General features: G+C 49.9%; 14 protein-coding genes. 7 read left to right on the forward strand and 7 right to left on the reverse strand.

Annotation, left to right across the window (positions count from 1 at the left end):
* Positions 1–4: 4 nt before the first annotated feature.
* Positions 5–2,146 (reverse strand): anaerobic ribonucleoside-triphosphate reductase, encoded by a 2,142-nt coding sequence (gene nrdD / locus WN56_RS15795; RefSeq protein ID WP_046075882.1) that lies wholly within the window; start codon positions 2,144–2,146, stop codon positions 5–7.
* A 350-nt stretch (positions 2,147–2,496) separates the two neighbouring features.
* On the opposite strand from nrdD, the gene WN56_RS15800 reads away from it, so the two are divergent.
* From WN56_RS15800 to WN56_RS15810, 4 genes are all read left to right on the forward strand, one after another.
* Entirely contained in the window at positions 2,497–3,342 is an 846-nt protein-coding gene (locus WN56_RS15800; RefSeq protein WP_046075883.1) for an endonuclease/exonuclease/phosphatase family protein, read from the forward strand.
* 121 nt (positions 3,343–3,463) lie between these two features.
* The gene (locus WN56_RS16925) at positions 3,464–3,607 is read left to right on the forward strand and encodes a hypothetical protein (RefSeq protein WP_156146701.1); all 144 of its coding nucleotides are present in this window, start codon (positions 3,464–3,466) and stop codon (positions 3,605–3,607) included.
* Between the two features lie 92 nt (positions 3,608–3,699).
* On the forward strand, positions 3,700–4,017 hold the full coding sequence (locus WN56_RS15805) for a hypothetical protein (RefSeq protein WP_046075884.1): 318 nt from the start codon (positions 3,700–3,702) through the stop codon (positions 4,015–4,017).
* Between the two features lie 100 nt (positions 4,018–4,117).
* Positions 4,118–4,945: a DUF2797 domain-containing protein gene (locus WN56_RS15810; protein ID WP_046075885.1), complete on the forward strand. Its 828-nt coding sequence runs from the start codon at positions 4,118–4,120 to the stop codon at positions 4,943–4,945.
* Positions 4,946–5,016: 71 nt separating this feature from the next.
* On the opposite strand, the gene WN56_RS15815 is transcribed toward WN56_RS15810, so the two are convergent.
* On the reverse strand, positions 5,017–5,241 hold the full coding sequence (locus tag WN56_RS15815; RefSeq protein WP_046075886.1) for a DUF3389 family protein: 225 nt from the start codon (positions 5,239–5,241) through the stop codon (positions 5,017–5,019).
* A 5-nt stretch (positions 5,242–5,246) separates the two neighbouring features.
* Positions 5,247–5,693, reverse strand: a complete 447-nt coding sequence (locus WN56_RS15820; protein WP_046076078.1) for a hotdog fold thioesterase — start codon at positions 5,691–5,693, stop codon at positions 5,247–5,249.
* A 184-nt stretch (positions 5,694–5,877) separates the two neighbouring features.
* On the opposite strand from WN56_RS15820, the gene WN56_RS15825 reads away from it, so the two are divergent.
* Positions 5,878–6,702, forward strand: coding sequence for a M48 family metallopeptidase (locus tag WN56_RS15825; protein WP_082084481.1), 825 nt, complete (start codon positions 5,878–5,880; stop codon positions 6,700–6,702).
* Between the two features lie 144 nt (positions 6,703–6,846).
* Positions 6,847–8,397, forward strand: a complete 1,551-nt coding sequence (locus tag WN56_RS16675; protein WP_052708140.1) for a sensor domain-containing diguanylate cyclase — start codon at positions 6,847–6,849, stop codon at positions 8,395–8,397.
* Between the two features lie 28 nt (positions 8,398–8,425).
* On the opposite strand, the gene WN56_RS15835 is transcribed toward WN56_RS16675, so the two are convergent.
* From WN56_RS15835 to WN56_RS15845, 3 genes are all read right to left on the reverse strand, one after another.
* Positions 8,426–8,893 carry a PAS domain-containing protein gene (locus WN56_RS15835; RefSeq protein ID WP_046075887.1) on the reverse strand — a complete coding sequence of 156 codons (468 nt, stop codon included), beginning with the start codon at positions 8,891–8,893 and terminating at the stop codon, positions 8,426–8,428.
* A 4-nt stretch (positions 8,894–8,897) separates the two neighbouring features.
* Entirely contained in the window at positions 8,898–9,899 is a 1,002-nt protein-coding gene (locus tag WN56_RS15840; protein ID WP_046075888.1) for a response regulator, read from the reverse strand.
* 124 nt (positions 9,900–10,023) lie between these two features.
* The gene (locus WN56_RS15845) at positions 10,024–11,589 is read right to left on the reverse strand and encodes a hypothetical protein (RefSeq protein WP_046075889.1); all 1,566 of its coding nucleotides are present in this window, start codon (positions 11,587–11,589) and stop codon (positions 10,024–10,026) included.
* Positions 11,590–11,893: 304 nt separating this feature from the next.
* Here WN56_RS15845 and WN56_RS15850 point away from each other — a divergent pair, with 304 nt between their 5' ends.
* Positions 11,894–13,042 (forward strand): fatty acid desaturase, encoded by a 1,149-nt coding sequence (locus tag WN56_RS15850; protein WP_046075890.1) that lies wholly within the window; start codon positions 11,894–11,896, stop codon positions 13,040–13,042.
* A gap of 76 nt (positions 13,043–13,118) precedes the next feature.
* Here WN56_RS15850 and WN56_RS15855 read toward each other — a convergent pair whose 3' ends face one another.
* Complete coding sequence (locus tag WN56_RS15855; RefSeq protein WP_046076081.1) at positions 13,119–14,093, reverse strand: GTP-binding protein; 975 nt, start codon at positions 14,091–14,093, stop codon at positions 13,119–13,121.
* Between the last annotated feature and the right edge of the window lie 59 nt (positions 14,094–14,152).

The following is a 14,152-nucleotide window of genomic DNA, read 5'->3' on the forward strand; positions in this document are numbered from 1 at the left end:
CCCCCTACATGTGTTTCACACGGCGAATCACTTCTTGTTGTTTACCCGGATTAAAAGGTCGCGTATCAGGGCTTCCTAAATAGCCGCACACACGTCGTGTCACTGACACACGTGCTGGGTCATGATTGCCGCAAGCCGGACAAGTGAAGCCTTTACTGGTGCAATTAAATTCGCCGGTAAAACCACATTCGTAGCATTCATCAATCGGCGTGTTGGTACCATAGTACGGCACACGATCGTAGCTGTAGTCCCAAACGTTCTCTAACGCTTCTAGGTTGTGTTGAATGTTGGGGTATTCCCCGTAGCAAATAAAGCCACCATTGGCTAAGCGCGGATAATCCATCTCAAAATCGATTTTATCGTAAGGCGTCACCTGCTTTTCCACATCCAAATGGAAGCTGTTGGTGTAATACCCTTTATCTGTCACCCCTTCAATCACACCAAACGCCTGGGTATCGAGCTGACAAAAACGACTGCACAAGTTTTCACTTGGGGTGCTGTACAAACTAAATCCATAACCTGTTTCGGCTTTCCAACGCTCGGTCGCATCATGCAAATAAGCCACGATCGCTTTGGCTTTCTTTTGTTTCACCACGCTGTCGTAGATGTGCGGCACGCTACCGTACAGCGCATTGATAGTCTCGTGCAGGCCAATGTAACCTAGCGAAATGGACGCACGCCCATGTTTAAAAATATCACTGACATCATCGTCTGGGTTCAAACGGATACCACATGCGCCTTCCATATATAAAATCGGTGCCACCCGCGCTTTCACCCCTTTAAAACGAGCAATCCGGGTATCGAGTGCCTGGCGCGCAAGGCTTAACGTTGCATCAAGGCGCGCATAGAACTCGTCTTCGTCCCCCTCCGCCTCAATGGCTAAACGAGGTAAATTAACGCTGACGACACCCAAGTTGTTACGTCCTTCATGCACCAGTGTACCGTCCTCTTCGTAAGCGCTTAAAAAGCTTCGGCACCCCATTGGGGTTTTGAAGGAGCCCGTGACGGATACCACTTGGTCATAATTGAGAATATCTGGGTACATACGCTTAGAGGCGCACTCGAGTGCTAATTGTTTGATATCGTAATTGGGATCACTCGGGCGGCGGTTTAAGCCCTCTCGGATACAAAACACCAATTTCGGGAAGACGGCCGTTTTTCGATTTTCACCCAAACCAGCAATCCGATTCGCTAAAACAGCACGTTGCACGGCACGTGCCGCCCAGCTCTTACCTAAGCCGAGGCCAAAGGTGACAAAAGGAGTCTGCCCATTCGCCGTGTGCAACGTGTTGACCTCATACTCCAACGACTGAAAGGCATCAAAACACTCTTTATCAGCACGGGCGCGGGCATAAGCGTCGGGATCACTGACAGACCACTCACGCGCCACCAACAAGTGCTTTTGATAACTGGCTTCAACATAAGGGGCCAGCACTTCATCAATGCGGTTAATCGTGGTGCCACCGTAAATATGACTCGCGACTTGTGCGATGATTTGCGCGGTCACCGCGGTAGCGGTTGAGATGGATTTGGGCGGCGCAATTTCCGCATTGCCCATCTTAAAGCCTTTTTGCAGCATGCCAGCCAAGTCAATTAGCATGCAGTTGAACATCGGAAAGAAAGGTGAATAGTCCAAATCGTGATAGTGAATTTCACCCGACTCATGCGCTCTTACCACGGCACTGGGCAACATGTGTTGCTTGGCATAGTGTTTGGCGACGATCCCCGCGAGCAAGTCACGCTGAGTGGGGATGACTTTACTGTCTTTGTTGGCATTCTCGTGCAGCAATTCAGTGTTAGTTTGCCCGACCAGCCCTTGTACTTCATGATTCAAACGGCCACGGCGCTCGCGAGCGATGTCTCTATCATGGCGATATTCAATATAGGCACGTGCCACCGCTTTATGCGGTCCGGTCATAAGGACATCTTCAACGGCATATTGAATATGATCAATATCCACCTCGGCCTCGCCAGCAAACTGCGTCGCGATGGTGTCTGCTAAGCGGAGGATGTCTGCGTCGGTCAGTTGACACAGCTCAGCCTCTCGCATCGATTGCGCCGACTCTCGCGCACATGTCACCGCCTGGACAATCCGATCTGCATCAAATGGGACGCGTGTTCCATCGCGCTTAATTACCGCTGGCATATGCCCTCCACACCATATATAGGATACAAAATAAACTAAACCACAAGATGTGGTATTAGATAGCAACTAGGGGGCACATTGTGTTGACACAGATCATCGAAGTCTCGAATAACGTCCAACCGACGAATCAAATGCCTATCTGTACCGCAATCTCACTGATCTTCGTTATGATAGTTATCAGTTAAAATCAAAGGTTCTCCGCAAAGTGCTACAATGCTCCACTGCATGCGCAACATTTCCAGTAGGATCACAGTGGAACGCGTAATAATGAGGTATCCACCATCGTACTTCGAGTTTTAGGTCTGCTCGTGCTTGTTGGGGTATTTTCAGCCCCTAGCTATGGACTGACAGTGGCAACATGGAATTTTGAGTGGCTGACCTTAAAGGGTGATCAACGAGCCGGCGTCCGTCATCAAGACGATTATCAACAGCTTTCGTCGATCTTTGTTCAACTCGCCTCCGATGTGTTGGCTTTTCAGGAGGTTGATAGTCCTGAGGCACTGGCACGAGTCATTCCCACAGAGGCGTATAATGTCTATTTTTCCGATCGTTATGCCGCCCTTAAAGACAGCACACAAAGCCAGCAACTGACGGGGTTCGCCGTCCGTAAAGACTGGAAAGTAGACGACCCTCGCGATCTGCGTCAAATCGCGCTACCTGGTTTTTTTGGCGTGCCCTCTCTGCGATATGGCACCTATATTGTGGTCACACCGCCGGGCCAAGAACCGGTTCATATGCTGTCGGTGCATCTTAAGTCCGGCTGTTTTAAGCAAGCTCAAGCCTCACGAAGCTGCGAAAAACTACGCAAGCAATTCAGTGTGTTAGCCGATTGGGTGCGTGAACATGGTGATAAAAACATCCTCATTGCGGGTGACTTTAATCGCTATATCAGTGAAAAACAGGATCCGTTTTGGCAACAATTCCGCCAATCCCTTCTCGACGATGCCTCGAGACCAACAAACATCATTAACGTGACAGAGAGTGTCCGCGCACGTTGTAAAGCACGACGCTATAACTGGCGGACTCAGACCTGGAACCAAGTGATGTACAGTCGCTTAATCGATCATATTTTAGTCTCCGAATCGTTGGCGTCTCGGTGGCAATATAGTTTTCAGCATCATTTTGCCTATCATAACGTCATGAACTTCAGGCTCAGCGATCATTGTCCCGTCGTGGCGACGTTCAAACCCCAATAAGCGCTAAAAGTCATTGACCTACCAAAAAGATTGCGAGAGTCTAGCAAGCTGTCATGGTGATGACATAAAGGGTCGTTAGCCTTCCTTCATGTGGGCTGTTAGAGTCACCCAAGGAGAAAAAATGGATAGTTTACAACATCAAGTCATCCCAACCGATGACGACCTATTAGCCGACTACTACGGCGATATTGGCATGCTCCAAGGCCAAGACGCGCGCAGTGACAACGACGTATTTAGCGACGATATCGAAGACGCCACACGATAGGCGTTGATATCACGTTTCTAACATGACGCTGACAACCCCTTTTCCGCTGCGTAGTAGGTTGTCAGTAAATCCACCGATGTATCCGATGTCTTATGAAAAAAGGTCTCTCTACTGCGCTATTTGTTCTCTCTTTTTTATCATTTCACGCCTCTGCAGCGCCTGAGCTAATTGCCAAGTCCACGCTTGAGTTTGGTGATTTTGAAGAAACGGCCAACGTGGAGATACAAGGCGATATTCAAGAAGATGTCTTACGCCTGGCCGAACGAGGGGTGGCAAAAGAAGAGGCGGATTATTTCGTGATCAATCAGGTTAGCGAAGATACCAAGAAAGACCTCTTAGTGGTCTCCGTTACGCTTTATCGTGAGCACACCACAGACACACAAAAAAGCATAGAAGCTCGCCTCGGCTAATCCGTTTTCGAGACAGGCAGGTTGTCGCTTGCCTGTTTTCCTCTCTGCCTTACTCCGCTCTCTCCCATTTGCTACACTTGCCGCTCTTAATAAAACCATAATGAGCAAAGTCGTGATTGGAACCCTAGATAAGATGCGCACAGAAGCCGGTGCCGACGTACAATACTTTCTGCGGGTGGGTAATGAAGAGCTACACCTCAATCCATTGCTTGGGCAGAAACTAACCCTGACGCATACTGGCAATATCTTTTGCGATGCCTGTGGGCGAAAAACCAAAAAAAGCTATTCGCAAGGCCATTGTTACCCCTGCATGAAAAAGCTCGCGCGTTGCGATATGTGTATTATGAAGCCTGAAACCTGCCACTATGCGCAAGGAACCTGTCGTGAGCCCGAGTGGGGAGAACAGTTCTGCATGACGGATCATATTGTTTATCTCGCCAACACCTCGGGATTAAAAGTGGGGATTACCCGCGCTAACCAGATGCCAACACGCTGGCACGATCAAGGTGCCACGCAAGCTCTCCCGTTGTTTCGGGTTAAAACACGCCAGATTTCCGGGCTAGTTGAAGTCGCGATGGCGAAACATGTCGCGGATAAAACCAATTGGCGCGCGCTCCTAAAAGGCGACAATGACCCGCTTGATCTTCACGCAGAGGCTGAACGTTTAACCCAAGCGATCGAGCCAGAATTAGCGGATATCCGCCTGCAATTTGGCAATGATGCGGTCTTGCCTGCAGCACTTGACGCCCTCACTTTTAGTTACCCTGTCACTGAGCATCCAACCAAAATAAGTTCACATAACTTTGATAAAAATGCCGAGGTGAGTGGGGTTTTGAAAGGCATTAAAGGGCAGTATTTGATTTTCGATACTGGCGTGATTAACGTGCGTAAATTCACCAGCTACGAAGTCAGCACCTCACACGGCTAACGGCGCATCAAGTTAGCCTCTAACCAACCGTGCGAGTGATCGTTGCCACTAGCACGGTATTGGTAAGGTGGCTACTGAGGTTGGATACCCGTCATATCTGAAATCAACGCAATATGTTGTGCACTTAACGGCAATGACCAACGCACATCACCGGCATCAGCCACCAGCACATTGGCGTCGGCGATAATCTGTAACGAGTCAGATTGCACCTGCATGCTCAATTTCATTGCGGGCAATTGGATCACCACCTCATGCGCGGTCACGATTAGCTTGCCGTGTTCTATATCGACCACCATCTTGCTCAGTCCTCCAAGGATTTATCGGCGCGCTTATCAGTGAGTACCGCCATAGTGAGTCGGCTCACGCACACATCCCGGCCTCGTTCATCTTGGATGGTGATATTCCACACCTGCGTGGTTGCGCCGAGATGCACTGGGGTCGCCACGCCCGTCACCGTGCCTTCTCGCATCGCACGCAGATGATTGGCATTGATGTCCAACCCGACACAGTACTTTCCTTCTGGCACACACATGTTTGCTGCCAAGGAGCCTAGTGTTTCAGCAAGCACGACAGATGCGCCACCATGGAGCATGCCCAGCGGCTGATGCGTATGCGGTGCCACCGGCATGGTTCCCGTTAAACTCTGCGCATCAAAAGCCGTATATTCAATCCCTAAATGCGCGACCAACGTATTAGTCGAAGAGGCATTTAACCCCGCTAACGACATGTCTTTTTTCCAAATACTCACAATACTTTCACCCATTGCTGTTTATCCCGATGGAAAGGAAATCGCTGCGCGAAACGCGGACTATCAAGCCGCGCCTAACGCTGCCTGCGCGCACCAATAGACGTTAAGCCAAGAAGCCAGTACATTAGCACTCTGATATCTTTGCTTATATTCACTGCGACTGTGGCGCAAAACGATACAGGAAATGACCATGCTACGCACTGCTAAAACCGTCATGCTATCTCTATGCCTGATGGTTATGCTTTCATCTTGCTCTCACTCGCCAACAGGACGAAACCAATTATTGCTTTTTTCTGGTGATGACATGGCGAATCTGGGACAGCGTTCGTTTGAGGAGATGAAAAAGTCGCAACCTATCAGTGACGACAAAGCCATCAACGCCTACGTGCAATGCGTCACCGCCGCCATCTTAAAAGTGGTGCCACCGCAATCCAACTTCTCGGAATGGGAAGTGGTGGTATTCGACAGTGATCAAGTCAACGCCTTTGCACTTCCCGGCGGAAAGATCGGCGTTTACACCGGACTGCTCGACGTTGCAAAAACGCCCGATCAATTGGCTGCAGTGATCGGCCACGAAATTGGGCACGTCCTTGCCGATCACAGTAACGAGCGCTTATCGCGCTCGCAACTCACTGCCTTGGGGTTAACCATTACCGGCATCACTCTTTCTGATAACCCCTATGGCGATCTTGCCCTCGCAGGGCTTGGGCTTGGCGTCCAAGTGGGGATATTGCTTCCTTACAACCGCGCTCAAGAATCAGAATCGGATAAGATTGGTCTGCAGTTAATGCATCAAGCAGGGTTTGACCCGAGCGCCAGCGTTACCCTGTGGCAAAATATGGCAAAAGCGTCCAAAGGCGCGCCGCCGGAGTTGCTTTCAACCCATCCATCACCCGACACGCGTATTAATGCGTTACAAACAGGTGTCAATCAACTGCCTAACGTGCCCCATCGCTTGACATCGTCGTGCCCTCGACCACCATCAAAGAAACAGAGTAAAAACACTTAACTAACATAGTGAGCATCATCACAAAGCCTGCATACAAACACGGACAAAGCGTCGTCGCGTGAGAACAGCCCGTCCCCGTCACACAAAAAATTAACCTATATGTTACGCTTAAGTTTTCATTGGGGACGAGTGACGACACGCGTGATGAAGCCGTTTTTCATCTTATTTTTTTTTATACTGCAGGTGCCGTTTGCGTTCGCAACGACGCAAGAGACAAACGATCTTTTCGATCAGCTGTTTGAGAAACATGCACTGGTCATGCTTCTCCTTGACCCAGATACTGGTGAAATCAAAGCCGCCAACCCAGCAGCTAGCGACTTTTACGGCTATTCACAGCAGACGCTGACCCAAATGAATATCGCCAGCATTAATGCCCTGCCCCCTGATGCCGTCGCTGAAGAACGTAAGCTGGCGGAATTAGAAAACCGAAACTATTTCGTTTTCAGCCATATATTATCGGACGGCACGACCAAAACCGTAAGGGTATCCTCGATACCCATTATCTACCGCGATGAACCAACCCTTTTTTCAATTATCACCGATATCAGTGATTATCGGGCCACCCAGGCATCACTGTGGCACTATCAAAACCGACTCGAGCAAATGGTGGCACAACAGACCGAGCAAATCGCCACGCAAAAAAATCACCAACTGATTATTACATCCTTGATTATCATTGTGCTCGGTGCAGGACTCGCGACAATGTGGTTTATTCTCGCTAAGTCACGACGCACCGAATATGAGCTGCAACTGGAGCGTAAACGCTTAGATGAAATAATCCGCGGTACCCATGTCGGCACTTGGGAGTGGCATATCCCTAGCGGAGAGCTGGTTATTAATGAGCGCTGGGCAGAAATTTTGGGATATCAAAAACACGAGCTGATACCTGCCTCATTTGAAACCTGGAAAAAGCTTTGTCATAGCGAAGATTTCGCGCGCGCGTCTAAAGAAATTGATGCCGCCTTTAGCGACTCTAACCCTTTTTATGAATGTGAGTTTCGCATGCTGCATAAAGATGGGTTTTGGGTTTGGATCTTGGCCAAGGGTAAAGTCATGGAGTGGGATCGCGACCATAACCCAATTCGCATGGCGGGCACGCACCAAGATATCAACGAAACCAAGCGTCTTTACCTGCAGTTTGAGCATATGGCGCATACCGACACCCTGACAGGCGCGCTTAACCGCGTCGCCTTTAAGCAGCGTGCGGATATTGTGCTGGCGCAAGCACGTCAGCAAGGCGCACATTTTGCCCTACTGTTTATCGATCTCGATGGCTTTAAGAAAATAAACGATACCTATGGCCATGACGCCGGAGACAGTGTGTTAGTGGAAACGACTAAACGGATGGGCCAAAGCATCCGTAACTCAGATACCCTCGCTCGCCTGGGCGGCGACGAATTCGCGGTGATTTTAGAATATACCAGCCACCCAGAAGACGCAGCACGCGTCGCCGAGAAAATTATCTCGAGTCTCAATCAGCCATTTGCAATAGATGACCAGCAACACGCACACCTTTCCGCCAGCATCGGTATCGCTTGCTATCCAGATCATGGAGAATCGGTCGAACAGCTGCTCAATTGCTCAGATGCCGCCATGTATTATGCGAAGAAATCGCTAAAAGGCGGCACTTATGCCGTCTGTGACCCTGATAATCATGCAACCACGAATAACAACCGCGGGAAACAATCACTCTAGACACTCACAGTTGGCTATTTTGAGATGCTTATTTTTGCACGGCTTGTTGTGATGGCGCTGTGGCACGCGGGGTTTGGCTTGCTAGCGCCTCATTAGTCACATCCTGGATGGAGATAAACATGTGATTGACCTCACCCCGCGTATTCGCCATTGGGTGCATGGTGACGTTTTGATACATAAAGGGAAGCTGACCGGTGATCGGGCGAACATGACGACAACGGAACAAATACGGGCGTTGCTGCCAGACAATAAAACTGCGACAACGGAGATCGAACACGGGTTGCGACTTGGCACGAAACCAAGGCTCATTGATCTCCGGAAACACCTCGAATAACGAGCGGTTTTGCACATCTTTAGCGTGTTTACCGCTATGGTGAACCATAAAGCCATTCCACATTTGGATATGGAAGTCTCTGTCTAACACAATCAATCCCATGTCGATGTGCTGTACCATGTCGAGCATCCAATGGAATTGGTCAAAATCTTCTGTGCTCATCGCATTACTCCTCATCCATTAGGTAGGCCAACTTCGCATCGAGCAGCGGCAAAGACTCATCCAGTAGCAATAGTAACAAATCGCATTTTATATCTGTCCCATCAATTTGATAACTGACTTCAATGGTCACTGTGCGTTTCCATGACCCTTTCATCGCCGCTATCAACTGATCCACTTCAGCGTGCTGACCCAAAAGCGCCGGATAGCTTTGCGAAAACTCTAACGCGCCTTGATCGCCTAAGCCCTTTAAAAAGGCACTAATCAGAATATTGCTAATATCGACCAGCAATTCGAGCTCGTTGTCGACCGACCCATCCTCGGGATAGTCCAACAATGTCACCATCTCGGTAATACTGGAATCACTAATCAGCATCAGCGCTTCGCCAGCGATCCCCTCCCCACTGAAACCCTGACACACACCGTTCATGGTATTTGATTGGGCCAAGTGCCGGATAGTCATCGTCAACTCGGTCACTTCAAACACATTGACCTGTGGCAGTGGCATGTGGACAAACACCCCGCAATGTCGGGCAAGTTTATCTGCTGCCTGCCCCATCGCAATGTTCACCACTTCCATGTAAATATCTCGGCGACTGAGTTTTTCTTTGGGCGCGTGTGAACGCTCGGTCTCTGACGCAGAAGCAGTCGGTAAATACGCCTTGATCAATGCATCGACGCGCTCACGACTGATGGGCTTTTTAACAAAGTCTTTGGCCCCCCGCTCCAGCACTTGCTGCTGGGCAAGCGGCTGAATGTCGCCTGAGACCACGACAACAGGCACCGTCATTCCGGCTTCTTGCATCGCTTCAAGTGTCTGATACCCATCAAGTTCCGGCATAGTCAAATCAAGGAACATGATGTCGATCGGCTGACTACTCAACACATCCAGGGCAACATTGCCATTTTCGGCAAAGTGCACGTCGGCATCCAAATCGTTGGGTAAGGTTCGCGCTAATTGCTTACGCGCGAGCGCAGAATCGTCAGTGATCAGAATTTGTGTGGTCAAAAGCCTCTCCTTTCCTACATCTTTACTGAGAGTATGGCTGGGTAAACACTGTAAGCATAAACCAATATCGCGAGGAATGAGGGCAAACCAGTCAAAATGCGATGATTCTTTTTATATCAGGGGGCTACTCTTGTCGTTGGCATAATTGAGCAAGGCGATCAGAGCGACTGATCAGGCTGGGCGCATGCAAGTAGAAATAATGCAAACATGTTAAACAAAGCTGAACGCATTCGTACACTTTTTCGCTGATGAGCTCAGGCGAAGCGTCAAATTCACCGGTCAGTAACGCTTGCCAATCCTCGGCAAGCCTATCGATCAGAGTGACGTCTGTCTCTCGCTCAAGAATATGGCTCAAGGCCTTTTTTATCGGGATAATATCTTCACTCGCGGCAAAAATATTTCTCAGCGCAATAATCACATCCACCAATGCGTCTTGTGTGTCTGGCTTTTTCGCTGCGGTATAAAGGCGAGACATTGCCAAGCGAATCCCCCTCGAGTCGGTGTCATCCACGAGCATACTCCAACGCTCAATATCGACTAAGTCTGTCTCACTGATAGCAACAGGATCGTCCGTTTCTGCCACTGAACCAAAGTCTTGTCGTCGGTTATCAAGCGAGAATGGATCGATACGCCAAACCCACTCTGGCGCCACAAAGGCTTTGTGTTCACCGAGGTAACAAAGCGCCATACACAAAACAATATTCAGCTCAGTGGTTTGTTGTTCAGTCGTGGCGTCCAATACCTCTTCTGGCCAATCATCGTCCTCTAAAAAATCACCAAAGTTAATCGCAAACGCATACCCCGACTCGAGCATGAACCCGTTATCGCGACGTTTAGCCATTAAACTCGCCGCTTGTAGGACATATTCCGCAATCCCTGGGGTATAGCGACGCACACTGCCCCATTTGGTATCCAGCTCGGCCAAGTTCGTGAGCGCCGCATTGCGAAAGCCCACAAACATCGGAATATGAGCGACTTCACCATCAGCTAAGCTACGTGCCATCTCCAACATTTCTTGCACCGTTTCTACGAACATATCAGGGCTGACAACCCCACGAATACGCATCAGGTCGTAGCTATTAACCAGAATCGACACGGGTAAACTGGCCAAGCTGACCACGCCGCGGTGGCCACTGGCATCTTTGTAGTCGCCACAGGTTTGCTGCGGCTCTTTCCCCGACGTAGTGAATAGGCGAGACAGAGCAGGGTCTGCCGCCATGCGTTTTTGAACCTGCTTACTGACCGGGAATTGCTCAATGGCTGCGGTGAGATAGCCGGCGCCTCGATAAAAGAGATGCGGCCGCTGTCCTGCTTTAATAAGAAATAAAGGATAGAGTTCACCCGCCAGTTGGCAAAAAGCACTGGTTAATGGGTCTGAACTGTTAATTCGCGTCGCCAGCTCACCGCCCTGCTGTGCACGCCAAACATTAAAGACGTGGCGGCCGTTTTGCATCACGTGCGGTAAACGATAAAAGAAGGATTGTTCACTTTCCCCTTGCTCAACCGCAGACACGCGTAGCTGGCGACACAGCTCAATATATTGATTGAGTGTGTCGCGCTGAATCCGGCTCAAGCCGAGTTTTTGCATCAAAATTAAACGGCCTTCCGCTTCTGTGACATTCAGGATGTAACTCACCACACGGTGGCCCATCGCTTTCACAAAATGCGGAATGGCCGGATAGGACATCATCGTTTCCTAACCTTGTGTCAATCGTTCACGGATATCAATGCGTGCTCCAGCACCTATGAAGGGTATCGGCCTCCGTACGGGAAACTGTACCGAGCGGACAATAATGCGATAAAAGCCGTCGTACCTGTGGCTGATTTGTCGTACCTGTAGCTAATTTAAAAAATATAGTGCTTCCATTAACTTGGCAAGTCACGACAAACCCTGAAACATTTTTGCGCGCAAAGGCGACAGTGAGGACTTGACCAAGCGGTAACACGCACCTATTCTAGCGTACAAGTGTACGCTTAAATAAAGATAACGAGTTATGGATACCAAGGCTTCAACCTCTCCCCCTCAGAAACCACGTTTAATCTGGTTAAATATTAGCGTGTTTACCCTCACTTTTTTGATTGCGGTGATAGGAACGCCACTATGGGCATGGCACCATGGTTTTGATTGGATGCAGATCACTGCGCTGATCGTCGCATTCAGCTTTTGTGGCCTGTCGATCACCGCCGGCTATCACCGGTTGTGGGCCCATAAAACCTATCAGGCCCATCCAGCTCTGCGCTTTGTCTTCGCCATTGGTGGGGCATTTGCGCTGCAAAACAGTGCGCTTCATTGGTCGTCAGATCACCGCATTCACCACCGCCATGTCGATGACAACGATGTTGACCCCTATTCGGCCAAGCGCGGCTTTTGGTTCTCACACCTTGGCTGGATGCTGCGCGAATACCATCCCAACCGCTATGGCGATTACAGCAACTGTCGCGATCTGCAAAAAGATAAGATCGTGATGTGGCAACACAAGCACTACCTTGCGCTGACACTGGCCACCAACTTTGGCTTCCCTATCGCGTTTGGTTTGCTCCATGGCGATCTTTGGGGCGCTATCTTACTGGTCGGCTTTACTCGATTAGTGCTAAGCCACCACACCACCTTTTTCATTAACTCGTTGGCGCATGTGTGGGGCAGCCAGCCTTATACCGATAAAAACACCGCGCGGGATAATGGCGTGCTCGCCTTGATGACCTTTGGCGAGGGCTACCACAACTTTCACCATATCTTTGAGAACGACTACCGCAATGGCATTCGCTGGTGGCAATTTGATCCGACTAAATGGCTGATCAAAACCGCATCTTGGTTGGGCATGGCGGAAAAACTGCGCGTAACCCCCGAAGAGAAGATTGAAAAGGCGCGTGCGACCATGCAATTGCAGCGCGTTACACAACAGCTTAGTGACAAGCCACACGCATCGCATCGTCTGCAAATCCTGCAACAAGAGTATGATGCCTTGGTGACTAAAATGGCGGACTACTACACGCTGAAAAAACAGCTGTTAGCGCTCGAGCGTGACAAACTGCGCGAAAAAGTCGAAAACGCCGAGCTCGCGCAACAGTACAAAGATCTGAAAGTACGTTTTCAGCAACAAAAACGTAGCTGGCAGGTGCTCACCGCTAAATATGCCAGCTAAACGCGACCCGTTTCAGCAAACAACAAACCGGCCACTTGGGCCGGTTTTTTATCTGGCAAGGATCTGTTGGTGCCAGTTAGTTGGACGGGGTAAGAAAAGAAATCAGGATCGACTCCAGCTCATCCCAAGGTAAGGCGTCGGTATCGATCACTTCGATGCGCGACTCGGCCTGTTCAATCGACATAGGCGTCACGGTAACCACCTGATTAGCGACGTTAAACGCGTAAAAACCCTCGTCTGTATTGACCACTGCTTTAATCCGTTGAGCATTGATGTTGCTCAATAGCCCGTACAAGGCATCAAACGGAAAACAACAGTGCGCGGCAAACAACCAACCGCAGCTGACATAGCCCTGCCCTTGGTTTTCTTTGCGGGTATAGGTATCGTCCGGACCCAGAGCTAATGTAGTCATGGGCTCGGCATCGTTGTGATGGTGATGATAGTGCGCTTGACGAGCGTGACGCGGTAACGCAAGCCACGCGGTCTCGAGCGCCCCTTGTTCAACACCGGTTACCAAGCTTTTCTCGCCATCAAACGCGGCGACATAATCATAAAAGGTGGCGATTTGCGCCTCGCTACACTGGTCAAGCTTGTTTGCCACCACCACATCTGCGAGCGCGATTTGATCATGAAAGTTTTGATTTTCACGATAGCGCACATCATCAATACAACGCGGATCCACCAAAGTAATGGTCGCGCCCAGCAACAAGGTGGTATCGAAAGGCGGCTGAGTCAGCTTACCGATAATATCTTTGGGATGACCGAGTCCCGTCGGCTCAATCAAAATTCGATCCGGCTTCTCAGCAAGCAAGGTATTTAGCCCCACCGTCATGGGTAGGCCGGCCACACAACACATGCATCCTCCCGGCACTTCCTTTACCAGCGCACCTTGTTCAGAGAGGATTGCGCCATCGACACCCACTTCACCAAACTCGTTCACCAAGATAGCCCAACGCTCATGCTCGGGTTTATTCGCGAGTAAATGACGAATCGCCGTGGTTTTCCCCACGCCAAGAAACCCAGTGATAATGTTGGCTGCGAACTGACTCATTGCTTTATCCTGCTTGTTATCTGCATCAGCGTAGTGTAACGGATTGCGCCACACTCGTC

It is taken from the genome of Salinivibrio sp. KP-1 (assembly GCF_000968645.1).
GTDB classification, from domain to species: domain Bacteria; phylum Pseudomonadota; class Gammaproteobacteria; order Enterobacterales; family Vibrionaceae; genus Salinivibrio; species Salinivibrio siamensis.